General features: G+C 67.8%; 30 protein-coding genes and 1 tRNA gene. 13 read left to right on the top strand and 18 right to left on the bottom strand.

Going from position 1 to position 24,471, the window contains the following annotated elements:
* Window positions 1-18 precede the first annotated feature (18 nt).
* The 5 genes from ACQY68_RS06505 to ACQY68_RS06485 all read left to right on the top strand — a co-directional run bounded on the left by ACQY68_RS06505 (window position 19) and on the right by ACQY68_RS06485 (window position 2,669).
* Window positions 19-492: a PaaI family thioesterase gene (locus ACQY68_RS06505; protein WP_428152235.1), complete on the top strand. Its 474-nt coding sequence runs from the start codon at window positions 19-21 to the stop codon at window positions 490-492.
* Window positions 489-887: a PaaI family thioesterase gene (locus ACQY68_RS06500; protein ID WP_428152234.1), complete on the top strand. Its 399-nt coding sequence runs from the start codon at window positions 489-491 to the stop codon at window positions 885-887. The genes ACQY68_RS06505 and ACQY68_RS06500 overlap by 4 nt, the downstream gene beginning before the upstream one ends.
* Before the next feature lie 194 nt (window positions 888-1,081).
* Window positions 1,082-1,465, top strand: coding sequence for a hypothetical protein (locus ACQY68_RS06495; protein WP_428152233.1), 384 nt, complete (start codon window positions 1,082-1,084; stop codon window positions 1,463-1,465).
* Between the two features lie 88 nt (window positions 1,466-1,553).
* A complete protein-coding gene (locus ACQY68_RS06490; RefSeq protein WP_428152232.1) occupies window positions 1,554-1,985 on the top strand; it encodes a hypothetical protein in 432 nt (143 codons plus the stop codon).
* A gap of 48 nt (window positions 1,986-2,033) precedes the next feature.
* Window positions 2,034-2,669, top strand: coding sequence for a S24 family peptidase (locus ACQY68_RS06485; protein WP_428152231.1), 636 nt, complete (start codon window positions 2,034-2,036; stop codon window positions 2,667-2,669).
* A gap of 146 nt (window positions 2,670-2,815) precedes the next feature.
* On the opposite strand, the gene ACQY68_RS06480 is transcribed toward ACQY68_RS06485, so the two are convergent.
* From ACQY68_RS06480 to ACQY68_RS06470, 3 genes are all read right to left on the bottom strand, one after another.
* Window positions 2,816-3,292 (bottom strand): SH3 domain-containing protein, encoded by a 477-nt coding sequence (locus ACQY68_RS06480; RefSeq protein WP_428152230.1) that lies wholly within the window; start codon window positions 3,290-3,292, stop codon window positions 2,816-2,818.
* A 163-nt stretch (window positions 3,293-3,455) separates the two neighbouring features.
* Window positions 3,456-5,126, bottom strand: a complete 1,671-nt coding sequence (locus tag ACQY68_RS06475; protein ID WP_428152229.1) for a lysine--tRNA ligase — start codon at window positions 5,124-5,126, stop codon at window positions 3,456-3,458.
* 48 nt (window positions 5,127-5,174) lie between these two features.
* Entirely contained in the window at window positions 5,175-5,642 is a 468-nt protein-coding gene (locus ACQY68_RS06470) for a hypothetical protein (RefSeq protein WP_428152228.1), read from the bottom strand.
* Window positions 5,643-5,733: 91 nt separating this feature from the next.
* Between ACQY68_RS06470 and ACQY68_RS06465 the strand changes: the two genes are divergently transcribed.
* The gene (locus tag ACQY68_RS06465; RefSeq protein ID WP_428152227.1) at window positions 5,734-6,003 is read left to right on the top strand and encodes a hypothetical protein; all 270 of its coding nucleotides are present in this window, start codon (window positions 5,734-5,736) and stop codon (window positions 6,001-6,003) included.
* Window positions 6,004-6,048: 45 nt separating this feature from the next.
* Here the strand turns inward: ACQY68_RS06465 and ACQY68_RS06460 are convergent, their stop codons facing one another.
* From ACQY68_RS06460 to ACQY68_RS06445, 4 genes are all read right to left on the bottom strand, one after another.
* Entirely contained in the window at window positions 6,049-6,489 is a 441-nt protein-coding gene (locus ACQY68_RS06460; RefSeq protein WP_428152226.1) for a hypothetical protein, read from the bottom strand.
* A gap of 62 nt (window positions 6,490-6,551) precedes the next feature.
* Window positions 6,552-7,667 carry an amidoligase family protein gene (locus ACQY68_RS06455; RefSeq protein ID WP_428152225.1) on the bottom strand — a complete coding sequence of 372 codons (1,116 nt, stop codon included), beginning with the start codon at window positions 7,665-7,667 and terminating at the stop codon, window positions 6,552-6,554.
* Window positions 7,664-8,167: a hypothetical protein gene (locus tag ACQY68_RS06450; RefSeq protein ID WP_428152224.1), complete on the bottom strand. Its 504-nt coding sequence runs from the start codon at window positions 8,165-8,167 to the stop codon at window positions 7,664-7,666. Before ACQY68_RS06450 ends, ACQY68_RS06455 begins: the two co-directional genes overlap by 4 nt.
* A 56-nt stretch (window positions 8,168-8,223) precedes the next feature.
* Window positions 8,224-8,643 carry a hypothetical protein gene (locus ACQY68_RS06445; RefSeq protein ID WP_428152223.1) on the bottom strand — a complete coding sequence of 140 codons (420 nt, stop codon included), beginning with the start codon at window positions 8,641-8,643 and terminating at the stop codon, window positions 8,224-8,226.
* 113 nt (window positions 8,644-8,756) lie between these two features.
* Between ACQY68_RS06445 and queA the strand changes: the two genes are divergently transcribed.
* The 3 genes from queA to ACQY68_RS06430 all read left to right on the top strand — a co-directional run bounded on the left by queA (window position 8,757) and on the right by ACQY68_RS06430 (window position 13,532).
* On the top strand, window positions 8,757-9,836 hold the full coding sequence (gene queA / locus ACQY68_RS06440) for a tRNA preQ1(34) S-adenosylmethionine ribosyltransferase-isomerase QueA (RefSeq protein WP_428152222.1): 1,080 nt from the start codon (window positions 8,757-8,759) through the stop codon (window positions 9,834-9,836).
* Between the two features lie 53 nt (window positions 9,837-9,889).
* Window positions 9,890-11,857 carry a M61 family metallopeptidase gene (locus tag ACQY68_RS06435; RefSeq protein WP_428152221.1) on the top strand — a complete coding sequence of 656 codons (1,968 nt, stop codon included), beginning with the start codon at window positions 9,890-9,892 and terminating at the stop codon, window positions 11,855-11,857.
* A gap of 79 nt (window positions 11,858-11,936) precedes the next feature.
* Entirely contained in the window at window positions 11,937-13,532 is a 1,596-nt protein-coding gene (locus ACQY68_RS06430) for a calcium-binding protein (RefSeq protein ID WP_428152220.1), read from the top strand.
* Between the two features lie 79 nt (window positions 13,533-13,611).
* Here ACQY68_RS06430 and ACQY68_RS06425 read toward each other — a convergent pair whose 3' ends face one another.
* The 5 genes from ACQY68_RS06425 to ACQY68_RS06405 form a co-directional block, all read right to left on the bottom strand.
* Window positions 13,612-14,145: an IPTL-CTERM sorting domain-containing protein gene (locus ACQY68_RS06425; protein WP_428152219.1), complete on the bottom strand. Its 534-nt coding sequence runs from the start codon at window positions 14,143-14,145 to the stop codon at window positions 13,612-13,614.
* Between the two features lie 309 nt (window positions 14,146-14,454).
* Window positions 14,455-14,841, bottom strand: coding sequence for a 50S ribosomal protein L7/L12 (rplL, locus tag ACQY68_RS06420; protein ID WP_428152218.1), 387 nt, complete (start codon window positions 14,839-14,841; stop codon window positions 14,455-14,457).
* 78 nt (window positions 14,842-14,919) lie between these two features.
* Window positions 14,920-15,435 carry a 50S ribosomal protein L10 gene (rplJ, locus tag ACQY68_RS06415; protein WP_428152217.1) on the bottom strand — a complete coding sequence of 172 codons (516 nt, stop codon included), beginning with the start codon at window positions 15,433-15,435 and terminating at the stop codon, window positions 14,920-14,922.
* 310 nt (window positions 15,436-15,745) lie between these two features.
* Window positions 15,746-16,750, bottom strand: a complete 1,005-nt coding sequence (locus ACQY68_RS06410) for an IPTL-CTERM sorting domain-containing protein (RefSeq protein ID WP_428152216.1) — start codon at window positions 16,748-16,750, stop codon at window positions 15,746-15,748.
* Complete coding sequence (locus ACQY68_RS06405) at window positions 16,738-17,727, bottom strand: IPTL-CTERM sorting domain-containing protein (RefSeq protein WP_428152215.1); 990 nt, start codon at window positions 17,725-17,727, stop codon at window positions 16,738-16,740. Before ACQY68_RS06405 ends, ACQY68_RS06410 begins: the two co-directional genes overlap by 13 nt.
* 415 nt (window positions 17,728-18,142) lie before the next feature.
* On the opposite strand from ACQY68_RS06405, the gene ACQY68_RS06400 reads away from it, so the two are divergent.
* From ACQY68_RS06400 to ACQY68_RS06390, 3 genes are all read left to right on the top strand, one after another.
* On the top strand, window positions 18,143-18,802 hold the full coding sequence (locus ACQY68_RS06400; protein WP_428152214.1) for a hypothetical protein: 660 nt from the start codon (window positions 18,143-18,145) through the stop codon (window positions 18,800-18,802).
* A 100-nt stretch (window positions 18,803-18,902) separates the two neighbouring features.
* Window positions 18,903-19,952 carry a helix-turn-helix domain-containing protein gene (locus tag ACQY68_RS06395; protein WP_428152213.1) on the top strand — a complete coding sequence of 350 codons (1,050 nt, stop codon included), beginning with the start codon at window positions 18,903-18,905 and terminating at the stop codon, window positions 19,950-19,952.
* A 208-nt stretch (window positions 19,953-20,160) separates the two neighbouring features.
* Window positions 20,161-20,757: an IPTL-CTERM sorting domain-containing protein gene (locus ACQY68_RS06390; protein ID WP_428152212.1), complete on the top strand. Its 597-nt coding sequence runs from the start codon at window positions 20,161-20,163 to the stop codon at window positions 20,755-20,757.
* A gap of 52 nt (window positions 20,758-20,809) precedes the next feature.
* Here ACQY68_RS06390 and ACQY68_RS06385 read toward each other — a convergent pair whose 3' ends face one another.
* Complete coding sequence (locus tag ACQY68_RS06385) at window positions 20,810-21,139, bottom strand: winged helix-turn-helix transcriptional regulator (RefSeq protein ID WP_428152211.1); 330 nt, start codon at window positions 21,137-21,139, stop codon at window positions 20,810-20,812.
* 153 nt (window positions 21,140-21,292) lie between these two features.
* Between ACQY68_RS06385 and ACQY68_RS06380 the strand changes: the two genes are divergently transcribed.
* Window positions 21,293-21,901 (top strand): NAD(P)-dependent oxidoreductase, encoded by a 609-nt coding sequence (locus tag ACQY68_RS06380; RefSeq protein ID WP_428152210.1) that lies wholly within the window; start codon window positions 21,293-21,295, stop codon window positions 21,899-21,901.
* 159 nt (window positions 21,902-22,060) lie between these two features.
* On the opposite strand, the gene rplA is transcribed toward ACQY68_RS06380, so the two are convergent.
* The 5 genes from rplA to ACQY68_RS06355 form a co-directional block, all read right to left on the bottom strand.
* Window positions 22,061-22,750 carry a 50S ribosomal protein L1 gene (gene rplA, locus ACQY68_RS06375; protein ID WP_428152209.1) on the bottom strand — a complete coding sequence of 230 codons (690 nt, stop codon included), beginning with the start codon at window positions 22,748-22,750 and terminating at the stop codon, window positions 22,061-22,063.
* A gap of 2 nt (window positions 22,751-22,752) precedes the next feature.
* Complete coding sequence (gene rplK, locus ACQY68_RS06370; protein WP_298163331.1) at window positions 22,753-23,184, bottom strand: 50S ribosomal protein L11; 432 nt, start codon at window positions 23,182-23,184, stop codon at window positions 22,753-22,755.
* Between the two features lie 195 nt (window positions 23,185-23,379).
* Window positions 23,380-23,961 carry a transcription termination/antitermination protein NusG gene (gene nusG / locus ACQY68_RS06365; RefSeq protein WP_428152208.1) on the bottom strand — a complete coding sequence of 194 codons (582 nt, stop codon included), beginning with the start codon at window positions 23,959-23,961 and terminating at the stop codon, window positions 23,380-23,382.
* 19 nt (window positions 23,962-23,980) lie between these two features.
* Window positions 23,981-24,295, bottom strand: coding sequence for a preprotein translocase subunit SecE (gene secE, locus ACQY68_RS06360; protein WP_428152207.1), 315 nt, complete (start codon window positions 24,293-24,295; stop codon window positions 23,981-23,983).
* Between the two features lie 79 nt (window positions 24,296-24,374).
* Window positions 24,375-24,450, bottom strand: a tRNA-Trp gene (locus tag ACQY68_RS06355).
* Between the last annotated feature and the right edge of the window lie 21 nt (window positions 24,451-24,471).

Here is a 24,471-nt window from a genome sequence, read left to right as displayed (position 1 = left end):
CCCGATAAGGACGATCTCATGAGCGATATGTTCCTGACCACCCTGATGCCCCAGTTGGCGTCCGGCGCCGCCCACACCCATGCGCTGGGGTTTGTCTACGAGGGGATCGTCGGCGACCGGGTGCGGCTGCGCACGCCGTGGCGGCCCGATCTGGTCGGCGATCCGGAGACCGACGTCTTCGCCGGCGGTCTGGTCACCGCCATGCTGGACCATGTCGGAGGTCTCGCCGTCTGGACCAGGCTGGAGCGCTACGAGCCCATCGCGACTCTGGATCTGCGTATCGACTACATGCGGCCGGCGCGCCCCCGTGTCGACCTGCTGAGCGAGGCGCGCTGCTATCAGGTCACCCGGACCATCGGCTTCGTCCGCGCCTGGGCCTTCGAGGACGACCCCGCCGACCCGGTGGCGGCGGCCCAGGCCACCTATGTCATCTCCTCCGACGGAGGCCGAAAGCCCGGCGCCAATCTCAAGCCGCGTGGAGACCACGCATGACCCTTCTTCTCGACACCATCCCGTACGCCCGCTTTCTCGGCCTGCGTACCGAGATGGAGGGCGATGTCCTGACCGTCGTCATGCCCTTCGCCGATCACCTGGTCGGCAACCCGATGCTGCCTGCCCTTCACGGTGGCTCGACGGCGGCGATGCTTGAACTGACCGCGGTCGCCCAGGTCGCGCACACATGGCCGGGACTGCGGCTGCCCCGCCCGATCACGGTGACCACCGCCTACCTCCGGTCGGGAAAGCCGATGGACGTCCATGCCCGCGCCCGGATCTCCCGCGCAGGCCGCCGGGTCGCCCACGTGCTGGCCGAGGCCTGGCAGGACGATCCCGCCCAGCCCATCGCCAGTCTGACAGCGCATTTCTCGATGGACGAGCACCACGCCTGACCCTCGCCGCGGGACGCCCTGGCCGACGCCGCTCGACGTGCTCCCCAGCCCGCCGGACAGGCGCGTGGCGCCCCTTCGACTGACCACGGCGCGGCCCATCGCCGTTCGCGTCGATGGTTAAAGAAGCCCTACCAATCTCGCCCCACGCGTGTTAAGCTTCCGTTTACCACTGTAACTTTTTGGAAGGGGCTAACATGGATCGGACTGAAGTCGTCGCCAGCGTTGCTGGAGATCTCTACGCTACCGAGCGCGCGGTCGATGCCGCGATCACCTCGGCGACTACGCTCGTTCAATCCATGATCGGCGCCCGCACCCTGCTGAAGGCGTCCCCGGTCGCCGGCGCGGTGTCGCAAGCCAAGGCCATCGAAGCGATCGCCGCTTTGTCGGCCGCTCGCGACGCCGTCGTGGCCTGCCACGCTGAACTGGCCAAGGATCATCGTCGTATGGGCTATGGCGTCTACAACGTCGGCCCGCTCGACAAGCCGGACGACTCCACCTGGGGCGATGGCCCGCCGCCGCCGCAGGTCGAGCAGCAACTCCGCACCGTCCAGCCCGCTCGGCCCATCCGCGTCGCGTGAATTCGGGTTAATATCGAGGACTCCGGTTTTCGACTGACCAGACTCGAAGCATTATCGCCCCCGCGTCTTTCGACGCGGGGGCGATTTCATGTTGGACACCCTGTATTCGCAGATCGGCCTCCTGCCGATGGTGCTGGTCGGTCTCTTCGCCTTCACCAAGGGCGACGAGCCTGAGCGGCTGGCCATGGGCGCCTATCTGCTGGGCTGGATGGCCGGAATGCTGCTCCAGTCGGACAGCACCCCGCAGGGAACCTGGCAGCCCGCCCTGTTCGCTCTCGACGTCGTCATGCTGCTGGTGCTCGGCGGCGTGGCGTGGAAATTCCACCGCAACTGGCCGATCTGGGCCGCCGCCCTGCAGCTCATCATCGTGATGAGCCACCTGGTGATCCTGTTCGGACTGCGCGGAGGGATGATGTCCTTCTACACGATCCTGAATCTCGCCGGTTACGGCATTCTGATCGCCATCGGCCTGGGCACCTTCTGGGCCTGGCAGGAGCGGCGCGCGGCAGGGCTGGAATAGGCCATTATTCCTAGCTAAGATCGCCGCAGAATCATTTCGGCGGATCCCATGTCCCTATCCCATGCCAAGGTCTGGGCTGCGCTCGACGACATCGCGAAGCGTCAGGGCCTGTCCGTCTCCGGTCTGGCCCGGCGCGCTGGCCTCGACGCCACCTCCTTCAACGTCTCCAAGCGCTTCGGTCCCGGCGAGGCCCGTCGTCCCCGCTGGCCCTCGACCGAGAGCCTGACCCGGGTGCTGGAGATCGCCGGACTGTCGCTGGCGGAGTTCGCGGCCTTGGCCGAGGACGGCGACCGTCGCGCCCCGACCATTCCCTTGATCGGCTTGGCCCAGGCGGGGGCCGACGGCTTCTTCGACGACGCGGGCCTGCCGACCGGCGAAGGCTGGGACCAGACGGACCTGCCCCTGCCCCGCCCGAGCCTGTTCAGCCTCGAGATTTCCGGCGACTCGATGGCTCCCCTCTATCGCCAGGGCGACCGCGTCCTGGTCGATCGGGACCGCTCGGACGTGCGCAAGGGTGATCGTGTCGTGGTGCGCACCACGACTGGCGAGACCATGGCCAAGGAGATCGCCTCCCTGACGGCCAAGGCGGTCACCCTGAACTCGATCAACCCCGCCTATGAACCCCGCATCATCCCCCGCAAGGACGTCGACTGGATCGCTCGCATTCTCTGGGTCAGTCAGTAGCGCCTGGCTCAGGCAGCGAGCGACCGCGTCGCAGGCGGTAGCCGCCAACAAGAAAAGGGCCGCCCCCTTCGGAGCGGCCCTCTTGTCGATAACAGTCGCCGTCGCGCTCAAGCTGCAAGCGGTCAAGCAATAGCGCCCTTCAGCCCTTAATAGGGCTGCACGTAGTGGGCGTTGACCCAGCCGCCGCCGGCGATCTGCACCCATTCGCCTTCCGACCCGATGGCCGTGAAGGGCTGGCCGGCCGACAGGCTGCCGGCCTGACGATAGCTGGTGCCCGGGCCTGAACGGATGCGCAGGTTCGACGAGGCGCGATACTGGGCGCCCGACGAACTGGCCTGCGAGTTGGCGCGGGCGCGTTGCTGGTTGCAGCCGATGTAGGAGCCGGCCGCAGCGCCGGCGGCGCCGCCCGCGACCGCGCCGAGGGCGCGTTCGTTGCTGGAAATCCGGCTGCCGGCCAGAGCGCCCAGCACGCCGCCGATCACGGCGCCAGTGGTCTGACGGCCGCCGGGGGCGTCACAGCTGGTGACCCCGTTGGACTGGGCCTGTGCGGCCATGGGGGCCGCGGTTATCAGGGCGGCCAGGGCGGCTGCGGTGGCCAGGGTGGTGTTCAATGTCTTCGACATGGCTCTCTCCGTTTCATCGAGGTTGGTCGATGTCACGGATAATGCGCGATGCCGTATGAAGGCTCCCCGAGCTTCACCGTTATTTTCGGTTCATCTTCGTTGGGCGCTACCGCTCGCCGCACGGCGGCTCACTGCTGGAGCGCCACGCTTCGTTTGCGGATCGCTACCCCGCCAGTTCCCCGTTCGCCCCGGCCTCGATCAACTGGATCGTCTGCGCCAGACCGTAGATCGCCGCGAACGAGCCGAATCGCGGCCCCTGCGACGCGCCCAGCAAAACCTCGTATAGCGCCCCGAACCAGCCGCGCAGGGGTTCGAACGCGTGTTCCTTGCCCACGGCATAGACCTCGCCCTGGATCAGCTCGCCGTCGGTCGTGTCCGCCGGCAAGGCCTTCAGCCGCCCCGCCAGATCCAGCAGCGCCGCCTTCTCCTTGTCGTCCGGCAGGCGGTACGACTTCGTCGGCTTCACGAAGTCCTCGTAGTAGTTCAGCGCCCGGTCCATCAGCCCGTCGAGCACGGGCTCGTTCGCAGGCGTCGCATCCGGCAGGTACTTGGCGAAATAGGCCCACAGCTGCGCCTTGGACGATGCGTTCGCCACTCCGACGAGGTTCAGCAGCAGGGCGAACGACACCGGCGAGGCGACCTCGGGCGGCGATCCGGCGTGGATCGACCAGACGGCGTTGTCGATCTGCTTGGCCGGCTCCTGGCTCCTGTAGGCGTCGATCGCCCCCAGATAATCATCGATCGCGCGCGGAATGACGTTGAAGTGCAGCGACTTGGCCGACTTTGGCGACTGGAACATGTACCAGCTCAGTGACTCCGGCGTGCCGTAACGCAGCCACTCGTCCATCGTCAGACCGTTGCCCTTGGACTTGGAGATTTTCTTGCCTTCGATGTCGAGGAAGAGCTCGAAGTTGAACCCCTCCGGCGCGACCCCGCCCAGGGCGCGACAAATCTTGCCGCTCTCGCGAACGCTTTCGATCAGGTCCTTGCCCGACATCTCGTAGTCGACGTCCAGCGCGGTCCAGCGCATGGCCCAGTCGGGCTTCCACTGTAGCTTCACATGGCCGCCGGTGACCGGCAGCTCGGTGCGCCCGCCCGCGGGGTCGTCGAAGACGATGGTTCCCTTCTCGACGTTCCGCTCCAGCGTCGGCACCTGCAGCACCTGACCGGTGATCGGACTGACCGGCAGGAAGGGCGAATAGGTCGCGCGGCGTTCCTCCCCCAGCGTCGGCAGCATGATGGCCTGCACGGCGTCGAACCGCTCCAGCAGCCGCAGCAGCACCTCGTCGAACCGACCGCTCCTGTAGGTCTCGGTCGAGGACATGAATTCGTAGTCGAAGCCGAACCCGTCGAGGAAGGCGCGCAGACGCGCATTGTTGTGCGCGCCGAAGCTGTCGTGCGTCCCGAACGGATCGCGCACCCGCGTCAGCGACAGATGCAGGTCCTCGCGCAGCATCTCCGGATTCGGCACCCCCTCGGGCACTTTCCGCAGACCGTCCATGTCGTCTGAAAACGCGATCAGCCGCGTCTTCCAATGGTCGCCGGTCAGCGCCCGGAAGGCGTTCCGCACCATCGTCGTGCGCGCCACCTCGCCGAAGGTCCCCATGTGCGGCAGGCCCGACGGACCATAGCCCGTCTCCAGCACCACGGGCCGTTTCAGCGCCTCGAACGTCGCCACGGCCTCGTCCGCCTTGCCCGCGTCGATCAGCAGTTTCGCCGCATCCCGCTCGCTGTCGGACAAACGCTTCTTCAGCACGTGGTCCAGCAGGGCCCGCGACTGTTCGAAGGGCCAGGACTTGGCTTCGCGAGCCAGGGTTTCGAGGTTCTGCAGCATGGCGCGGGTTTGCCGCCTAAGGGCCGCCCGGTCAACGCAAAGCCAGTCTCAGCGCCGCCCGATTGCCCAGGCCACGACCGCGATGCCGGCCGCGACGATCAGGGCGTCCTCGATGAACCCGCTCTTCGTCTGGCCGATTTCCGCCATCGCCTTCTTTCTCGCCGACAGCGTCAGATAGGCCATAGGCACAGCCGTCCCGACAGCCAGCGCCGCACCTTCACGTTCGTACCCCTTTGGCGCCAAGGCCGCGCCCGCGATCCCCGCGCTCATGACCCGCGCCAGCAGACCCAGGAACACCGTCCGGTCCGGCGCCGACTTCATCTTGTCGCCGTAGAGCTCGCCCACCCCCATCGCCAGGGCCCCGGCGGTGAACAGCGGCTTGTCCAGCAGGATCAGCCGCCCCGGCGTCTCGCGCCGCAACAGGTGTGCGCCCGCCAGCGCCGCCATCGGCGTCATGGAGCGGGCGCTGGCGACGGCGCCGATGAGGACGGAGGGGATGAAGTCGCGGATGCGCATGCGGGCTGAATGCGCCGCCCTTCTTCGGGTTCACGGTTCATGCAACCCTGCGTCCGCCGAACGGTTCTCTGGTCCCGCAACGGAGACCAGCATGCCCGACCAACTGACCTTCAGCCTCGACGAAGCGATCAAGGCCCAGCGCAGCCTGCGTCAGGCGCTCGGCCTGGGCGAAGAGCGCTTTGAGGTCCCCGAGTTCGTCGAGATGATCAGCGACGAGATCGAGCAGATGCGCGACGCCGGCAAGAGCGACGAAGACATCGTCGCCGTCGTCGCCGACGCGACCGGTCATCGGATGGACCCCGCCGACCTCGACCGCCACTACATCGCGCCCAAGGACCGGCACGGCGGCGAGGACCGCTAGCTGGCCTTCAGTCGTTGGACGAAAGATTCCAGCCCGAGCCGCCTCCTAGGCGCCGAGACCGTTCCGGACCTGCTGCTCACGCCCGTTGGTGAACAGGTCCGCGGCCTTGAGCTTTGCGTCGTACGGATCCGAGAAGCCCCAGGTCTCGGCCAGCACCTGGGCGTCGGAATATTCGAGGCCCGTGTCCTCCCACTCGCAGGCGTTGCCGTAACCACGGCTCTCGCGGAGCACGACCGGCACGTTCGTGCCGATGCCGTTGAGGATCTTCTGGCCGATGATGACCTTGCCGCCGTCGGCGTCCTGGCCGTAGAGCGCGCCCACCAGCTTGGCGTCACAGTAGTTGTAGCGCGACGAGAAGAAGGCGTCGTACGCGCGCTGCTGCGGCATGGCCTGGGCAGGCTGGCCGAACAGGACGAGCGCGACGGCGCTGGACATCAACAGCCCGGCCGACAGACGGCGCACGCGCGCCTTGAAAGTGCTGCTCATCGTCATGGCTCCACGAAGGATCACGGCCGCCCCCGGCCGAGCCGACTATACGACGGAATTCTCTAGGTGAAAGCGGCCTTGTCGTGGCGCATCTGCTCCAGCCACAGCCCACGCGCGACATCGTCCATCGGCGAACGCATCAACAGTTCGAGCATCGTCCCCGGGGTCGTCTCGCCCGGCTCGCGGTCCCGGCACCATCCGAGGACGCCTTCAAAAAGGCCCGCCGCCGCCATCAGCCGCGCGACATCGAGCGAGGCGGGCAACACCCGCACCTCGACCGTGTGCTTCTCCGCCCGCCCCGTCAGCAGATTCATCAGGTTGAGGTCGCAGTATTTGCTCAAGCCGACCCCGCCCAGCGCCGTCTTCGCCTCGGCCCAGTCCATCGCGGCGAACGCCTGGCCAGCGGTCAGTTCGGCCAACCCGGCCGGCCAGTCGCCCAACCGCACGCAAGCGCGATTAACCGCGACCAACCGCTTCAGCGCCTCGCCGTGATGCGTCCACACCTGGACCAGTCCCGCGATGGCTCGCGCCGAACACAGGGCCTCGCCGTCGAAATGCACATGGGTCGCCCCCTCGACCGGCACGGAAAACCCCAGCCCCCGCGCATCGGCCAGCAAACCCTCCAGAACGGCCTCATGATCCGCCTCGATCGGCGCCGTCACGATCTCGCAAGGCCGCTCCCGCTCTCCGGGCAGGGGCGCATCTATGGCCACCGAGCGCCCGTTCGCATCCGCCACCCGCACCATCCCGGCCTCGTGCCGCTGGGCCTCCGTCCCGAACAGGGCCGCCAGCGGCTCCAGCGTCGCATCGCCCGTCGTGTCCGGATCGCAATGCCGCTCGACCAGCCTCAGCAATCGTCCGTCATCGGCCACGATCCTGCGCCACTCGGCCAGCGGCGCACGCGCCCGGTCCAGATCGCGCTGCAGCGTCAGGTCGTCGACGAACGAGGCGACCCAGCGGCCCCGCCCGTCCCGCACGCGAAAGCCCGGCGTCAGGTTCTCGAACACCGGCCGTCCCTCGACGGCGCTGGGCTCGGACTGCGGATGAAAGAAGCGCTCGACCGTCCCGCCGACCCGTTTCGCCGTCGCCTTCGCCAGATCGCGCCGCGACAGGCCGGGCGGCGCCATCAGCTCGATCTCGAACCCGGTCTTCCAGTCCAGGGTGACGCCGCGCGTCACGCCTTCTGCGGCTTCGGCATATGGAGGATGGATTTGCGGAAGTTGATCACCGTCCCGACCATGGCGTTGGTGCGGACGAAGGTGATCGGCAGGCCGACCTCGACGTCCTGAACCACCTCGGCCTCGAAGCCGCGCGACCTCAGGAAGTCCGCCGCCTCGTTCGCCGCTTTCACCGGCCTGCCGGCCACCAGACCGATGCTGGCCGCCGCGAAGCCCAGCTTCTCGTGCACCTCGGGCACGGTGTGATTGATGATCGTCCCGTCCCACAGGATGGTCCGGGACACCCCCCCGCCGTCCATCACGAAGCGCGCCGTCTTGCCGTGCCGATCCAGCAGGGCGACGACGGTGTCCTTTCCCTCGGGCGAGGCGGCGGCGAAAATCCTCGATCCGCCGTCGGGGAAGGGAAGCGGATTGCGCCCCCGCGCGACCGCCAGAGCCCACATCACGAACACGACCGCGAGAAACGCGGCCAGAACCAAAGCCCAGACGGGTACGAACATGCCAGCCCCCTCGCGAACACCGATCGCGAGCCTAGCACGGCCGGGCGTTTTGGCGATCAGCCCTCGGCTTCGGTCTCGGCGGCTTCGGAACGGGCTACGCCCGGGATGGCCACGCAGCGCTGCTGCGTCCCGCCGCCCTGCGCAGCTTCCACGCGCGGCGCGATCGAACTGACAGTCGTCCCGTCCGCCGCATAGGTACCCAGGAACTGACACCCGGTCTGCAGGTCGGTCAGCACATAGACGCCCGGCTGATCCGTCGCCGTCTTCGAGAAGGTCGCCCCGACGGCCGCCAGCAGCGCCCCGCCCGGATTGTCGATGGCCTGCTGCACCTGGGCGGTACGGGTGTTGACGGTCTCCAGCGTCGCCTCGGCCTGGGCGGCGGTGTCCTGGATGTCCTGCAGGGCGGAGGCGCCGTCCTCGCAGGCGGCGACGGACAGGGCCAAGGCGGAGGCGGCGAACAGGGTCAGGATTTTCATGCGCCCAGTATGACAGGACCGCAGCGCCCGGTCGCCCGGACACAAGGTCGCTCCGCCCTCGACCGCCGGACGGCCTTGACCCCGCCCCGCCCGCATGGCCATTCGCGCCGACCATGAAGACCGCCGACTTCGACTTCGACCTGCCCGAGGACCGCATCGCCCTGCGGCCCGCCGAACCGCGCGACAGCGCCCGCCTGCTGGTGGTCCGGGACGGCGACCTCGCCGACCACGTCATCTCCGACCTGCCCGACTTCCTGCGCCCCGGCGACGCCCTGGTGTTCAACGACACCCGGGTCATCCCCGCCCGCCTGTCCGGGGTTCGCGAGCGCCCCAACCCTGTCGTCGGCGGCCCCGAGGGCGAGACCCTGACGGTCGAGGTCGAGGCCACCCTCCACCACCGCGACGCCCCCGACGTCTGGTCCGCCTTCATGAAGCCGGGCAAGCGCATCAAGCCCGGTGACCGGATCGTATTCCAGACCCTGAGCGCCACCGTCGAGGCCAAGCACGACGACGGCCTGATCACCCTGAGGTTCGACCTCACCGGCCCCGCCCTCGACGACGCCATCCGCGATGTCGGCGTTATGCCCCTTCCGCCCTATATCGCCGCCAAACGACCCGAGGACGATCGCGACCGCTCGGACTACCAGACCGTCTTCGCCGAGCACGACGGCTCCGTCGCCGCCCCCACGGCGGGCCTGCACTTCACGCCCCGCCTGCTCGACGCCATCCGCGCGAAAGGCGTCACCGCCCACGCCGTCACCCTGCACGTCGGCGCCGGCACTTTCCTGCCGGTCAAGGCGGACGACACTTCGGAGCACAAGATGCACTCCGAATGGGGAGAGGTGTCGCCTGAGACGGCCGCCGCCCTCAACGCCGTCCACGCCGCCGGCGGCCGCATCGTCTGCGTCGGCACCACCTCCCTGCGCCTTCTGGAATCGGCAACGACGCCGGAGGGCGAGATCCGCCCCTTCCACGGCGACACGGCTATCTTTATCACCCCCGGCTATCGCTTCCGCGCCGCCGACGTCCTGATGACCAACTTCCACCTGCCGAAGTCGACCCTGTTCATGCTGGTCAGCGCCTTCGCCGGCCTCGACGCGATGAAGGCCGCCTACGCCCACGCGGTCGCCGACGGCTACCGGTTCTATTCCTACGGCGACGGCTCCCTGCTTCACCGCCAACCCTTGACCTGAGTTCGCCCCCAGCGTCCTCTGCGGCCCCCCGCCGTCAGTCCCGGATCGCCTTCATGTCGCGTCTCGCCGCCTCCGCCTGCCTCGCTGCCCTTCTGATCGCGAGCGCCTCGCCCTCGGCGGCCCAGACCACGCCCCGCGGCCCGACCACCCCCGACATCGGCGGCTTCCCGGACAGCCCCCTGATCCCGGCCCCGACGCAGGAGACCTATCCCGGCGTCATCAAATACGAGGTCGACGCCACCGACCTGGACCACCGCGTCATCTCGGTGCGCCAGACCATTCCGGTCGCCAGCCGCAGTCTGACGCTCCTCTATCCGAAATACCTGCCGGGCAACCACGCCGACTCCGGCCCCATCCAGCTGCTCGCCGGCCTGACCCTCACCGCCGCCGGCCAGCGCGTCGAATGGCGCCGCGACGCCGTCGATCCCTACGCCTTCCACATCGACGTCCCCGAGGGCGCGACCGAGATCGTCGCCGAGTTCCAGTGGCTGACCCAGCCCGACAACGCCGTCTGGCGCGTGGTCATGACCCCGTCGATCATCAACATGGAGTGGGAAAAGGCCCTGCTCTACCCGGCCGGCTATCGCTCGACCGGCATCACCTTCGCCCCCAGCATCAAACTGCCCGAGGGCTGGCAGTACGGCGTGGCGCTGGAGACCACCTCGTTCGAGAACGGCGTCGCGACCTTCGCGCCCGTGAACCTCTACACCCTCGTCGACAGCCCGATGTTCGCGGGCGAGCACTATCGCCGCATCGACATCGACGCCGACGGCGAGGACGTCCACCTGAACATCGTCGCCGACACGGCCGCCAATCTGGCCCCCACCGACGAACAGATCGGCCTCTACACCGCCATGGTGACCCAGGCGGACCGCCTCTACGGCTCGCGCCACTATGACCGGTACGAGTTCCTGCTGGCCCTGACCGACCAGCTGGGCGGCATCGGCCTCGAGCATCACCGCAGTTCCGAGAACACCGCCTCGCCCGACTATTTCACCGCCTGGAACAAGTCGGCCGGCAACCGCGCCCTGCTGCCCCACGAATACACCCACTCCTGGAACGGCAAGTTCATGCGGCCGGCCGATGAGCTGACCGCCAACTACAACGTCCCGACCGAGAACAGCCTGCTGTGGGTCTACGAGGGTCAGACCGAATACTGGGGCGACGTTCTCTCCGCGCGCGCCGGCCTGCATACGAAGGCCCAGGCCTTGATCGGTCTCGCCGACCGCGCCGCCTTCTACGAGAACCAGCCTGGCCGCGCGTGGCGGAACCTGCAGGACACCAACAACCACAACCTGCTCGGCTATCGCGTGCCCGGTCAGTGGGCGTCGTGGATGCGCGGCACCGGCGACTACTATGACGAGGCCGCCCTGATCTGGCTCGACGCCGACACCCTGATCCGCGAGCTCAGCCGCGACCGGAAATCGCTCGACGACTTCGCCCGTCGCTTCTTCTCGCCGGAAGGCACGGACGGCTCGTGGACGCCACAGGGCTATACGTTCGCCGACGTCGTCGCCGCCCTGAACGCGGTCCAGCCCTATGACTGGGCCACTTTCCTGCGCACCCGCCTCGACGCCGCAGGCCCCGACGCCCGCGCGCCGCTCGATGGGCTGGCGCGCGGCGGCTACCGCCTGATCTATGTCGAGGAGCCGAATGCCGACGAGAAGGCCGTCAACGGAAACTGGGGCTCGGACTTCCGCTATTCCCTCGGCTTCACCCTGACCGGCACGACCCAGCGCATCTCCGCCATCCAGTGGGGCGGCCCGGCCTTCGAGGCCGGCATCGGCGTCGGCTGGGACCTGATCGCCGTCGGCGACCGCGTCGCGACCCCCGAGGTCCTGCGCGAGGCCGTCACCGCCGCAAAGTCGGGTGAGGCTCCCATCCGCCTGATCCTGCGTCAGGGCCAGCGCATCCGCACCATCGACCTCGGCTACACGGGCGGCCTGCGCTACCCGCGCCTCGAGCGGATCGAGGGCACGCGCGACCGGATCGGCGAGATCATGACGGCGCGAGGGCGGTAGGAGAGGCTTCTGCCGCTCAGGTTGTCGCCTATCGTCACGGCCTGTAAGCCTTCCAGCGCAGCCTGCTGGATCAGTACCCATGCCCTATGCGCTTACGCCTGAAGCCCGTGTTCACACCTATGCCAACAGCCGCCAGTCCGCGCCGCAATCCATAGCCCTCCGGGACGGCGGCTACATCACGGTCTGGTCGGGCGCCGGCGAGCCGGATCAGGGCTACGGCGTCTATCTCCAGCGCTTCGACGCCGCTGGCGTCCGAGTCGGCGGCGAGACCCTGATCAACACCACGACCGCCTATTCCCAGCGCAATCCGCAGATCACCCTGCTGGCGAACGGCGGCTATGCGATCATCTGGGACGGGACTGTCCCGGGCGGCGGCGCGGGCGATCCCGCCGCACTCGGCGTCTTCGTCCAGGTCTTCGACGTCTCAGGAAACAGGGTCGGCCCGGAGACCCAGGTCAGCACCGGCGGCTCCTCCCAGCAACTCACGGCGCTCCCCGGCGGCGGCTTCGTCGTGACCTGGACCCACGCGGTCGACTATCCCTTCTCGGGCGTGTCCGCCCGCATCTACGACGCCGCCGGCCTGCCCCGGGGGGGCGCCTTCGCCCTCGACGACGACCAGATCGCCAGCCTGTCCAGCGTGACGGCCACCGACACCGGCTTCATCGCCGTCTGGCGCGCCAACAATCCAGGCGAAGCCGTCATCGCGGTTCAGGCCTATGATGCCGGGGGCGCCAGGATCGGCGCCCCCCTGCGCATTCCGCGCGACGGCGCCCAGACCACGCCGGAGATCGTCCGCCTCACCGACGGAGGGTTCGCCGTGGTGTGGGCCCAGACCGACGGCCTCTATGGTCAGTTGCTGGCGAGCGACGGCCGGACGTCCGGCGACCGCTTTCTCGTCCAGACGGCGCCGGGAGGGGCCCAGCTTCTGCACACCGTGGTCGCCACCCCCGATGGCGGCTTCACCGTCGCCTGGGAGCAGTTCGCCGGCCCCTCTTCAAGCTCCATCGCGGTCGGCGCCTTCTTCGCGGACGGCAGCCGGAATGGCCAGACCCTGGTCGTCGCCAGCGGCCTCGGCACGCCGGGCGAGCCGCCGGGCCTCGCCGTCCTGCCCAACGGCGACGTCGTGGTCAGCTACGCCCGCTACGTCGGGGACGTGACCAACTTCTACGACGTCTTCCAGGTACGGCTGCAGAGCCTGCCCAATGCCATTACCGGCTCCGCAGCGGACGACTACCTGACCGGTGCGCAAGGGGCGGACCGGCTTACAGGGAACGACGGCCACGATATCCTGATGGGTTTGAGCGGAAACGACGTCCTGATCGGCGGGCGCGGCGACGATCGTCTGGACGGCGGCGCCGGCTGGGACGAGGCGGTCTTCTCCGGCCTCTCGTCCCGTTACAAGATCTTCGAGACGCCGGACGGCCGCTACGAGGTTCGAGGCCTCGACGGGAACGACATCCTCACGGGGATCGAGATTCTCCGGTTCGACGACCGGACGATCGATCTGACGCGGATCATCTGCAACCCTGTGTCGGAGCCCTCGTCAACCACGGGCAAACCCGCACCCGTCCCGCCCGCCGACCTCGAGGACAGCCCCCTGCCGACGACCGGGTTCGACGCGTCGCTCCAGATCCTGTCGGACCCGCGGACCGATACGCCGGCATGGGACTGGTAGCCATCGGCATCCGCCCAAACGAAAAGGGCCGGGGTTGCCCTCGGCCCTTTCCAGAATAACCTGAGGCGGTCTCGGCCCGTCAGGCTGTCATCCGTCGACGCTGGATCACAAGCGCCGCGCCGCCCGCCAGGATCGTGCCGAACAGGATCATCGCCCATTCCGACAGGGTCGGGACCGGGGCCGGACCGACGACCGTCCCGGACGCGATATTTCTCAACGGGGACCCACGAGTGCCGCACTGGGCGTCCTGGCAGATCCCTTCGGTGCCTCCGGTGATGGTGACCGACCCGCCCGCGTTGGTGAGCGGTGCGCTGAACACGATCGGGAGACCTCTGCTGGTTCCGACCACAAGGGGATTCTCCACCGCCCTGAGGACGCCTGATCCGGAGAAGGTCGGAGAAGCGGCGGTGTAGGTCCGACCGGGGGCGGCCGTGCCCGCCGTGGCGGTGATGTTCACAGCACTATAGACGTTTGTGGTCGCGTCGTAGGTGAAGGTGCCGGAAAACGTGCCTTCTCCGACGCCGGCGTAGGCGCCGGTCACCGTGTACGTGATCGGCGTCGCGGCGGCCGAGGTCGCGGCCGCGCCAAAGCCAAGCAGGAGAATCGAGAACATCAGGCGCTTGTTCGCGGCCCCGCTTCGACGGGCTGATCCCGACGGACGGCACGTCGCAAGCTTCGGTCGAGCCCAGGCGCTGACGCGCGCAAGGAGAGTTTCGAGCATGGGTTCCCTCGTGGATGAACGATCATGGGTGCGTACCGATGTCACTCAACGCTGAACATCCCTATTTTGGGACGTGATCGGGCTTGTAATTCAGGGACGTAGTCGCCGCCTGATTTGCAGCTGCGGCCGGGGCGGGCGTCGCCCAAAGAAAAAGGCCGGGGTTTCCCCCGGCCCTCTCCAGAATAACCCGTGAGGGTCTTCTTACTTGATTTGCACCTTGGCGCCGGCTTCCGTCAGCTTCTTGGCGACTTCGTCGGCGTTCTGCTTGGAGACGTTCTCGACGACGTTCTGCGGAGCGCCTTCGACCAGGTCCTTGGCTTCCTTCAGACCCAGGTCCGAACGCACGCCACGGACTTCCTTGATGACGTTGATCTTCTTGTCGCCACCGTCCAGCAGGACGACGGTGAACTCGGTTTGCTCTTCGGCGGCTTCAGCCGGAGCGGCGGCGCCGCCACCGGCAGCGGCGGCCATGGCGACCGGAGCGGCGGCGCTGACGCCCCACTTTTCTTCCAGCAGCTTGGACAGTTCGGCGGCTTCGAGGACGGTCAGCGAGGACAGGTCTTCGACGATTTTGGACAGGTCGGCCATGATCAGATTTTCCTTCGGAGGATGGGGTTCAGTAGAGGTTTGCAGAGATGGAAGCGGCTTGCTTCGTAAGCTTGCGGCTTACGCGGCGTCCTTGGTGGCGTACGCGTTGAAAACGCGGGCCAGTTGGGCGGCCGGAGCTTGCGTGATGCCGGCGATACGGGTCGCAGGCGTCATGAGCAGGCCCAGGAACGAAGCGCGGATCTGATCCAGCGACGGCAGCTTGGAGAGAGTCTCCACGCCTTTCGCGTCCAGAACCTTGTCACCCATGAAGCCGCCCAGAACGACGAACTTGTCGTTGCCCTTGGCGTATTCGGCGGTGACCTTGGCGGCGGTCACGGCGTCGGGTGCGAAGGCGATGCCCACCGGACCCTTGAACAGGGCGTGGTGTTCGGAACCTTCGGCGGCGTCGAGAGCCTTCAGCGCCAGGCGGTTCTTGACCACCTTGAACGCTCCGCCGGCGGTGCGCAGACGGCCCCGCAGGTCTTCCATTTCCGCAACGGTCAGACCCAGGTTGTGGGTCACGACCACGGCGCCGGCGTCGGTGAAAACGCCCTTCAGCGTTTCGATCGACTCGGCCTTTTGTGCGCGGTCCATTGCGGTCTCCAGTCTTGAGGTTCGACGCCGGGCTTATTCCCGACGGCGATTGACCAAAGCGCCATGCGTCGCCGCATTGCGTTCAGGTCGGTAGCGATGTCCGAAAGGATGCTCTGACGGGGTTCCGTCCCGGAAACCGGGCCGACCGTGCGTCGTCTGCGTCGCTATCTCCCCACGGCGTCAGAGGGCTCTCTGACATTTATGGCCCGGGTGACCCCCAGACCCCGAAGTTCTCGGACAGGACCGTCAGGGCCGAAGCTCTGACGGGAAGGCGCGCTCTATACAGGATGGCGCGTGGAAAGCAACCGGGTCAGGCCGGGAACCGCCGGCGCCGGTCCATCAGCACCAGGCCGAACATCGCCAGCAGACCCATCAGCCCGATCATCGCCCACTCGCTCAGGGTCGGAACCGGCGCAGGCGCAGCAGAGAAGCACAGCGATACCTCGCCGTTACCCGCCTGCTGCCCGTCCTGGGCGCTCGTCGGGACGACGCTGCTGAACGACCCGCCGCCGCCGCCGGGCCAGGTACTGGAACCACCGCCCGCGCCTGCCCCGCCGTTATAGCCGCCGCCACCGCCACCGAAGCCCCCGCCGCCGAACCCGCCGTCTCCGGTGCTTCCGATATTCGGCCCCCCGCCGCCGCCGCCATGGATCAGAGCCTGGCCAGGGTAACCGTAGAACGACATCCCGCCATCGGTCAGCAAACCGCCGCCGCCGCCGCCCATCGAACCGTCTGAGCCTCCTCCCCGACCGTCAGTCCCGCCTCCGGCCGCGCCCGAGCCTGACACCGCGCCGGCAGCTCCGATCCCCACCCCTGCCGCCCGTCCGGGCAAGCCCCCATTGAAATAGTAGGCGCCGCCGCCGCCTGCCGCCGCGACCCGAAGGTTGGCGACCGAGGCGTTGCTCAGCAGGCAGGGCAGCGCCCCCGAGGAAAAGACGAAGGACGCGCCGCCTCCGCCACCGGAAAAGTCGAAGGTCTCCTGACCCGCCACCCCGACGACGATGCACAGCCGCTCGCCCGGCGTCACCGGATAGGTCGCCAGAATCTCGGCGCCCCGACCACCGGCGCTCAGGGTGCTCGCGCCGCCCTCGGCGCCCCTCGCCCGAACGACAACGCTGGTTACGCCTGCCGGCGCTGTCCAATGGAAAGGCTGGGTGCCGTCAGTCCTCGATCCTGCAGAAGCCGAAGGGGAGAATGTCTGGCTGGTCCCGCCACAGATCGACTGGGTCAGAGCCGGCCCTGCGGGCATGACCATCACCCAGACCGCCGCGCCCAGCGCCGCCGCTCGCTTCTGACGACGGGTCAGCGCACCCATCGGCGCCGCTCCATCAATGCCAGCCCAAACAGCGCCAGCAGTCCCGCCAGCCCGATCATTGCCCACTCGGTCAGCGTCGGGACCGGCGCGGGTCCGGGCGTATAGCAAAGGGACACCTCGCCGCTGCCGGACTGCACCCCGTCCGTCGCGCTGGTCGGAAGGACGCTGCTGAACGACCCCCCGCCCCCGCCGGGTCGTGCAGAAGCATTGCCGCCGCCGCCGCCGCCGTTGTACCCGCCACCGCCGCCGCCCGCCCCGCCGCCGCCGAAGCCGCCGCTGCCTGAAGAGCCTCGCTCGAGACCCCCGGCGCCGCCGGCGATCAGGGCCTGGCCATTGTCGCCGCTGCTGCCAGTGCCACCACCGGTCAGGAGGCCGCCCCCGCCCCCGCCGAAGGCCCCGCCGCCGCCATTGCCCCCGACGCCGCCTGCGGGACCTCCGGCATAGGCTGACCCGGCCAGGGCGCCTGCCGTTCCCGCCCCAAGGCCGGTCGCGCGACCCGGCAGACCATTGGTGAAGAAAGCGGTCGATCCGCCGCCTCCCGCCGCGACCAGAAGATTGGCGGCCGACGCGTCGCCGAACAGGCACGGCGCCACGCCGGACGAGAAGACGAAGGACCCCCCGCCGCCGCTGGTCGCGGCGCCGCTGTCCTGCTCACCCTCGACGCCGACGACGATGCAAAGCCGCTCGCCCGGCGTCACGGGATACGTCGCCTCTACCCTCGCGCCGAGGCCGGGAAAGACTCCGTCGCCTTCTCCGCCCGCAGCCCCGGCCGCGCGGATGGTGACACTGGTCACGCCGGCCGGCGCCACCCACGAATAGGGCTGGGCGGGGTCGGTCCTCTCACCGCGTGAGACGCTTGGCGTGAACGTCTGGCTCACCCCGGTGCAGACCGCCTTGGTCAGGGCCGGTGTCGCCGGAATCAACATCACCCACGCTGCCGCGCCCAGCGCCGCCGCACGCTTCAAACTCTTCGTCATGCCACCCCCAGGGGCGCAGCAAACGGCTGCGCACGGCGCCGCTTAAGCGCACAGGCCCGCCCCACCGCAAGACTTCGAGATGCTGCAGCTTCGCTTTGAGATGCACGGTCGAATTACCCCGCCCCGAACCGGCATGCTCGACCTTTCCCGTCCGGTCGCCACCCGTACCGAGGGTCCGGACAATGTGCCGGCAACCTGTTGAACGCGATCTTCTCCTGCCTTTGCTGGAGGAGGCGTGCGAATTTCCAGCGGGTTTTCAGCCCCGTTTTCGACCCTGCGTCTCAAAGTGATTGCATGTCGTCGTTTTGCCTCGACGCCCGCAACCGCATGGGTACGCGTGACACTCGGAGCCTCCAGCTCGGAGGGGCATGACGGGGGTGTCGGCGTGTTCAGGTGGATTCACGGCGGACTGTTCATGGCGGTCCTGGCCCTCGGCGGCCTCGTCGGCGCACCTTCGGTCTCCGCTCAAACTCCTCCCCGACCGATCATCGACGGGATCCCAAGCAGCATATGCCAACAATCCGCCGTCGGCCGGTGCGATGCCGCCTGCGGGGACGATGGACCCTGCAAGTTCGGATGCCAGATCGGTGGCATCAACAATATCGACACATGCACGTCCAGCTGCTCCGGGCTCGGGGCGCCGTGCCTCAACGCATGTTCTCAGGCCGTTGATTCGATAACCCTTTGCGCGTTTCCGACGGTCGGCGGCACGGTCAGCGGTCTCGGCTCCGGCCAGTCCGTAGTGCTGCGGAACAACGGCGGCGACGACCTGACGGTCAGCGCCAATGGGGCATTCACCTTTCCGATGTGGGTCACGCTCGACGACGCCTATTCGGTCACCGTGGCGGGCCAGCCCGCTGGACAGACCTGTATCATCGCGAACGGCTCTGGTGTCGCCGACTCCGCTGCGGTGGTCGTCACCCCCTACGGCGTGGCCAGTGTCGCAGTGACGTGCGCGACCGCCGTCCCAACGATGTCGGAATGGAGCACCCTGATCCTGGTCGGCGTGCTGGCGATCGGCGGACCGTTCCTGTTGAGCCCTGTCTTCGCGCGCGGCGCCTCGCCCAAGGCGTGACAGGCCGCCATCCTTCCATTTTGAGACGTATGGTCGAATTGGTCCGCCTCTATCAGCGCTAGAAACAAGGTCGGCTGCAAGCTTGACGATGGGAACGCGCATGACGGACGACGTCCGACCGGATCGCCTGCCTTATCTGGCCGCCCACGTCGGGGCCGACTACGCCGATCCCTTTGCCGCCTGCCGCGAACTGCTGGCCACCATGTTCGAACTGGACGCCCCGCCTGAGGCGCGCGCGGCCTATGAGATGGACTTCGCCCTCTACGACTACGGTCCGGTCAAGCTGGGCATGTCGCGAGCGTCCGCCTCCATCATGGTCCGCAACCCGGAGACCATAGCCCGCACCGGCGCCGATCAGCTTCACGTCCAGTTCTACCGCACCAACGGCTTTCATCTGACCACGGACGGCGCCGAGCGCGAGGTCCGACCGGGCGACGTCGCTATGCTGGACCTGACCCGGCCGTCCGCCATCCGCAGCGACGGCCCCGACAACCTGTCGGTCATCATTGACCGGGACCTTCTCCTGCCCCTGCTGCTGGACCCCGACGACCTGCACGGCGTGGTGCTGCGGCGCGACACCGAGGCCGGCATCCTGGTCCGCGAACATCTGGACGAGATGTGGTTCAAGGGGCCGGGCCTGACCGTGGTCGAGGGGCTCGAGTGGAGCCGGTCCGCCGCGGGCCTGATCGCCGAGGTCGTCAACGCCCTCGGCCGCACCCCGGCGGCGACCCGCGCCCAGCTGCGCCAGAGCCAGTTCCGCGCCGTCTGCCGGCGTATCGACCGCCAGATCGGCGACCTGGAGCTCAGCCCCGACCTTTTGGCGCGCGAGTTTTTCGTCACCCGCCCGACCCTCTACCGGATGTTCGAGCCGCACGGCGGCATCGGCCGATACATCCTTGGCCGGCGTCTGACCGGGGTCTTTCGTGACCTGTCCGATCCGTCCATGGCGAGCCAGAACATCGCCGAGGTCTTCCGCCGTTGGGGTCTGGAAAACCACACCGCCGCCGGTCGCGCCTTCCGCACCGCCTGGGGCATGACCCCGTCCCGGTGCCGCGCGCGCGCGCGAGAGCAACATCGCAATGGCAAGAGCGGCGCGGAGACTTTCGCCATCCCACCCGAGGTGCCGCCCGGTGTCCGGGCGTTTCGCTAGGCGCACTGAAGCGGCACGACGTCCCAAATCTGGGACGTGCGGCCCGTTTCTCTAACGTGCCCAAGGTGTTACGCTAAACCTATACGGTCGTGTCGCGTACGCGGCGGAGCGATCGTTCACGCTCTTGATTGTCCCGGGGGAAGTCTTGTTTCGTCGATTTGTAGAGTTGTTCGTTCGCGTCTTGGCTCCGGTCGCGCTCGCAATTGTCATGTTCGGCGGATCCACCGCCTCGGCCCAGACGATCGGCGACAGCGCCTATAACGCGACCTTCCCGCTTCAGACGGGCATTCAGAGCGTCATCGGCCAATCCGTCAGCCCGCCGTCAGGGCGTCTGGACAGCTACACCCTGTACCTGCGCCGGAACACAGCGACCCTCTCGGTCATACCGTTCGTCTACGAATGGACAGGCGACCCCCAACCCTACCCCACGACCGTCGTATGGACGGGCGCCCCCGTGTCGGTGACCGCCACCGCCATCACGCCGGTGACCTTCACCACAGGCGGCGTTGTGCTGGATCCCGCCAAGATCTACGTTCTGGCGGTGCGGCTCGCCAACCCCGCGGAAACCGGCACATACGGACAGAACGAGGCGGGGACCTATGCGCCCGGCTCCCGGGTGTTCGGCAACACGACCACGCTGAACGGCGGCGGCGTCAGCGTCCGCGACCTGCCCTTCTCCGCCACGTTCACCCCGACTGTTCCAGCTCCGGTTCCCACGCTCTCGGAATGGGCGATGATCCTGCTGGGCCTGACGCTTGCGGGCGCCGCCGTGCTGATCGTCCAGCAACGACGTCTGTCCGCCTGATCCCGAGAACGGACTGAATGCTCCGACCGGCGACGGTCGGGGCTGTCCCAAGTCACGCCCAGCCCGCCGGTTCGCGCGCGTCGAACGTCGCCCGCGCCGCCGTCACCTCCCCGATCTTCCCCTCGGACCAGGCGATCAGCGGCGACAGCGCACCGACCAGCGTACCGCCGAGCGGCGTCAGGGCGTATTCCACCGTCACCGGCGTCGTCGCGAACACATGGCGCGACACAAGCCCATCGCGCTCCAGAGCCTTCAACGTCTGGGCCAGCATCTTCTGCGACACCCCGCCGATGCGCCGCTTCAGGCCATTGAACCGCATCGGCCCCTGGTCCAGCACCTGCACCACCAGCACGGTCCACTTGTCGCCGATCCGATCCAGCATCTGACGCGTCGGACAGTCGGCCGCGAAGACATCAGGCAGTCCCAGGTCGGGGGGCAGTACCTCCGCGGTAACCTGCTGAGCCTGAGGTGCGTTCTTGTCCATTTGGTATGGATAGCACACTTGGTATCTATTCGATACCTACAGGAGTCTTCCATGAACGTCACCGTCCTCGGGGCCAGCGGCCGCGCCGGATCAGAGATCACCCGCGAGCTCGCCGCACGCGGCCACACGGTCACCGCCGTCGCCCGCAAACCGGAAGCCATCCCGACCGGCGCCCGCATCACCGCCGTCGCCGGCGACGCCTCGGACGCCCCTGCCCTCGCCGCCCTGATCAAGGGTTCGGACGCGGTCATCAGCGCCCTGCATTTCGATGTGCCCGCCGCGACCCTGCTGTCCGCGTTGAAGGCCGCCGGCGTGCCGCGCCTGCTGGTCACCGGAGGCGCCGCCACTCTGGAGGTCGCGCCGGGGGTGCGCCTGATCGACAGCCCGGAATTCCCTGAGGAATGGCGCATCCCGGCAGAAGCAGGGGTCGCCTTCCTCGACGACCTGCGCGCCGAGACGCAGATCGATTGGACCTTCTTCTCACCCGCCGCAATCATCGAGGAGACGCCGCGCCTGGGTGCGTTCCGGACCGGCACGGAACAGCTGATCGTCGACGCAAAGGGCGAGAGCCGCATCGGCTTCTCCGACTACGCCATCGCCATGGTCGACGAGCTGGAACGTCCGAAACACAGCCGCGCCCGGTTCACCGCCGGCTATTAGCGCCATTGGCGGTATCGGCGCTCCCGATTGCGGTGTCGGCGGTTCACGTCGCCGGATTTTTGCAGTCAGTCTTTCGGCTCCGCATACTGCAATGAGCGCAAACGAAAACGGCCCCGGAGATTTCTCTCCGGGGCCGCGTTCTTGTTGGTCAGAAGTCGATCAGGCCGTCAGCGACGCCGGATCGATCTTCACGCCCGGGCCCATCGTCGAGGACAGGGTGATGCGCTTGACGTAGGTGCCCTTGGCGCCGGCCGGCTTGGCGCGGTTCAGCGCGTCCACATAGGCCTTCACGTTGGCTTCGAGGGCTTCCTGGGTGAAGGAGGCCTTGCCGATGCCGCCATGGGCGATACCGGCCTTCTCGACGCGGAACTCGACGGCGCCGCCCTTGGCGTCCTTGACGGCCTGACCGATGTTCGGGGTCACGGTGCCGACCTTGGGGTTCGGCATCATGCCGCGCGGGCCCAGCACCTTACCCAGACGACCGACCAGGGCCATCATGTCCGGCGACGCGATGACGCGGTCGAACTCCATGAAGCCGCCGTTGATCTTCTCGTACAGATCCTCGGCGCCGACGTGCTCGGCGCCGGCCGCGCGGGCTTCGTCAGCCTTCGCGTCCTTCGCGAACACGGCCACGCGAACGTCACGCCCCGTCCCCGACGGCAGGTTCACCACGCCACGGACCTGCTGGTCGGCGTGACGCGGATCGACGCCCAGGTTGACGGCGATCTCGATCGACTCGTCGAACTTGGCCTTGGCGTTATCCTTGACCAGCTTGATGGCTTCGTTGAACGCCACCAGATCCTGGGTGACGCCGGTGCGGGCCTTGTGAGCCTTGGTTTGCTTCGCCATGCTCAGCGCTCCACGATGTTGAGGCCGATGGCCTTGGCGGAACCTTCGATGATGCGCGCGGCGGCATCCAGATCGTTGGCGTTCAGGTCCTTCATCTTCTTCTCGGCGATCTCGCGCAGCTGGGTGCGGGTGATCGAACCGACCGTCTCGCGGCCCGTCAGCTTGGAGCCCGAGGTGATGCCCACGGCCTGCTTGATGTAGTGGGTGGCCGGCGGGGTCTTGGTGACGAAGGTGAAGCTCTTGTCCTGGTAGACCGTGATCACGGTCGGCAGGGGGGTGCCTTTGACTTCCTTCTCGGTGCGCGCGTTGAACTCCTTGACGAAGCCCATGATGTTCACGCCGCGTTGACCCAGTGCGGGCCCGATCGGGGGGGAAGGCGTGGCCGAACCGGCCGGCACCTGCAGCTTGATATAGCCCAGAATCTTCTTGGCCATTGGTCTCTCCTGTGAATGACCCCGAAGCTAATCGGGGCCGGTGAGCCGTGGTCGGGCATGGCTGCCTCCCACGGATTTACCGCATCGTCCGGCGAGCCGGGCGAAGCGAAGGCGCGCGTATAGCGGAGCGCCCCCGCAAAAGCAAACGGCGGCCCCGAGGGACCGCCGCTGCAAATCGCAAACTGTAGAAGAGGCTTAGGCCGCGCTCTTCTCGACCTGGCTGTATTCCAGATCCACCGGGGTCGGCCGTCCGAAGATCGACACGGCGACGCGCAGGCGGGCGGCGTCCTCGTCGACGCTCTCCACCTGGCCGTCGAAGCTGGCGAACGGGCCGTCGATGACCTTGACGGTCTCGCCGATGTCGAAGCGGATCGTGGGCTTCGGACGTTCGACGCCCTCTTCCACCTGACCGATGATGGCCTGGACCTCACGTTCCGAGACCGGCAGCGGCTTGGTGCCGCCCGCCGCACCCAGGAAGCCCGTGACCTTCGGCGTGTCCTTGACCAGGTGATAGGCGTCGTCGGTCAGTTCCATCTTCACCAGCACGTAGCCCGGGAAGAATTTGCGTTCCGAGTTGACCTTGCGGCCGCGACGGATCTCGACGACGTCCTCGGTCGGCACCAGGATCTCGGAGAAGCAGTCCTCCAGATCGCGTTGCTTGGCCTGGTCGCGGATGTGCTGGGCGACCTTCTTCTCGAAGTTCGAATAGGCGTGGACGATGTACCACTTGTGGCGCGGGTTCGAGGCCGGTTTGGTTGCGGGCGCTGCATCCGTCATGGGCGCGTCTCCTTCTTTCTTACTGGCCGAGGGCGAGGATGTAGCGCGAGGCGAAGCCCAGCCCGGCATCCACGACCCAGAAGAAGACCGAGGCGATCAGAACCATGATGAAGACCATCACCGAGGTGATCCAGGTCTCCTTGCGGCTCGGCCACACGATCTTGCGGGCCTCGGCGCGAACCTGGCTGAAGAACTGGGCCGGCGAGGTGCGCGGCTTGGCCACGGGCGCGTCGACAGTGACCGTCGAGGCCGAGGCGGCGGCGGCCATCTGCGGCTTGGCGCCGGCCGCCGGATTGCCGGTGCGGCGTCCGGGGGTGAACTTGGACTTGGCCATGGGCTCTAGGGGTCTCTTCGTAAACGCTTGATCCTGTCCCCGCAGATGGGGATGCCCAGTCTGCGGGAACAGGGGGAAGTGGCAGGAGCTGGGGGATTCGAACCCACGACCCCCGGTTTTGGAGACCGGTGCTCTACCAGCTGAGCTAAGCTCCTAGACAATACAGAAGCGCGCCG

This window comes from Brevundimonas sp. (genome assembly GCF_965278935.1).
Classification (GTDB): domain Bacteria; phylum Pseudomonadota; class Alphaproteobacteria; order Caulobacterales; family Caulobacteraceae; genus Brevundimonas.
The sequence above is the reverse complement of the archived record's forward strand: the minus strand, read 5'-3'. Positions and strand labels throughout refer to the sequence as shown.

Coding starts and splice junctions, on each gene's coding strand:
- ACQY68_RS06450 (WP_428152224.1), bottom strand. CDS start 8,167: ATGTTCGTACCCGTCTGGGCTTTGGTTCTGGCCGCGTTTCTCGCGGTC.
- ACQY68_RS06430 (WP_428152220.1), top strand. CDS start 11,937: ATGCCCTATGCGCTTACGCCTGAAGCCCGTGTTCACACCTATGCCAAC.
- ACQY68_RS06400 (WP_428152214.1), top strand. CDS start 18,143: ATGGCGGTCCTGGCCCTCGGCGGCCTCGTCGGCGCACCTTCGGTCTCC.
- ACQY68_RS06465 (WP_428152227.1), top strand. CDS start 5,734: ATGCCCGACCAACTGACCTTCAGCCTCGACGAAGCGATCAAGGCCCAG.
- ACQY68_RS06475 (WP_428152229.1), bottom strand. CDS start 5,126: ATGCTGCAGAACCTCGAAACCCTGGCTCGCGAAGCCAAGTCCTGGCCC.
- ACQY68_RS06480 (WP_428152230.1), bottom strand. CDS start 3,292: ATGTCGAAGACATTGAACACCACCCTGGCCACCGCAGCCGCCCTGGCC.
- ACQY68_RS06405 (WP_428152215.1), bottom strand. CDS start 17,727: ATGACGAAGAGTTTGAAGCGTGCGGCGGCGCTGGGCGCGGCAGCGTGG.
- ACQY68_RS06495 (WP_428152233.1), top strand. CDS start 1,082: ATGGATCGGACTGAAGTCGTCGCCAGCGTTGCTGGAGATCTCTACGCT.
- ACQY68_RS06380 (WP_428152210.1), top strand. CDS start 21,293: ATGAACGTCACCGTCCTCGGGGCCAGCGGCCGCGCCGGATCAGAGATC.
- ACQY68_RS06445 (WP_428152223.1), bottom strand. CDS start 8,643: ATGAAAATCCTGACCCTGTTCGCCGCCTCCGCCTTGGCCCTGTCCGTC.
- ACQY68_RS06490 (WP_428152232.1), top strand. CDS start 1,554: ATGTTGGACACCCTGTATTCGCAGATCGGCCTCCTGCCGATGGTGCTG.
- nusG (WP_428152208.1), bottom strand. CDS start 23,961: ATGACGGATGCAGCGCCCGCAACCAAACCGGCCTCGAACCCGCGCCAC.
- ACQY68_RS06390 (WP_428152212.1), top strand. CDS start 20,161: ATGTTCGGCGGATCCACCGCCTCGGCCCAGACGATCGGCGACAGCGCC.
- ACQY68_RS06460 (WP_428152226.1), bottom strand. CDS start 6,489: ATGAGCAGCACTTTCAAGGCGCGCGTGCGCCGTCTGTCGGCCGGGCTG.
- ACQY68_RS06410 (WP_428152216.1), bottom strand. CDS start 16,750: ATGGGTGCGCTGACCCGTCGTCAGAAGCGAGCGGCGGCGCTGGGCGCG.
- queA (WP_428152222.1), top strand. CDS start 8,757: ATGAAGACCGCCGACTTCGACTTCGACCTGCCCGAGGACCGCATCGCC.
- rplA (WP_428152209.1), bottom strand. CDS start 22,750: ATGGCGAAGCAAACCAAGGCTCACAAGGCCCGCACCGGCGTCACCCAG.
- secE (WP_428152207.1), bottom strand. CDS start 24,295: ATGGCCAAGTCCAAGTTCACCCCCGGACGCCGCACCGGCAATCCGGCG.
- ACQY68_RS06395 (WP_428152213.1), top strand. CDS start 18,903: ATGACGGACGACGTCCGACCGGATCGCCTGCCTTATCTGGCCGCCCAC.
- ACQY68_RS06435 (WP_428152221.1), top strand. CDS start 9,890: ATGTCGCGTCTCGCCGCCTCCGCCTGCCTCGCTGCCCTTCTGATCGCG.
- ACQY68_RS06385 (WP_428152211.1), bottom strand. CDS start 21,139: ATGCTGGATCGGATCGGCGACAAGTGGACCGTGCTGGTGGTGCAGGTG.
- rplL (WP_428152218.1), bottom strand. CDS start 14,841: ATGGCCGACCTGTCCAAAATCGTCGAAGACCTGTCCTCGCTGACCGTC.
- ACQY68_RS06505 (WP_428152235.1), top strand. CDS start 19: ATGAGCGATATGTTCCTGACCACCCTGATGCCCCAGTTGGCGTCCGGC.
- ACQY68_RS06425 (WP_428152219.1), bottom strand. CDS start 14,145: ATGTTCTCGATTCTCCTGCTTGGCTTTGGCGCGGCCGCGACCTCGGCC.
- ACQY68_RS06500 (WP_428152234.1), top strand. CDS start 489: ATGACCCTTCTTCTCGACACCATCCCGTACGCCCGCTTTCTCGGCCTG.
- rplJ (WP_428152217.1), bottom strand. CDS start 15,435: ATGGACCGCGCACAAAAGGCCGAGTCGATCGAAACGCTGAAGGGCGTT.
- ACQY68_RS06485 (WP_428152231.1), top strand. CDS start 2,034: ATGTCCCTATCCCATGCCAAGGTCTGGGCTGCGCTCGACGACATCGCG.
- rplK (WP_298163331.1), bottom strand. CDS start 23,184: ATGGCCAAGAAGATTCTGGGCTATATCAAGCTGCAGGTGCCGGCCGGT.
- ACQY68_RS06470 (WP_428152228.1), bottom strand. CDS start 5,642: ATGCGCATCCGCGACTTCATCCCCTCCGTCCTCATCGGCGCCGTCGCC.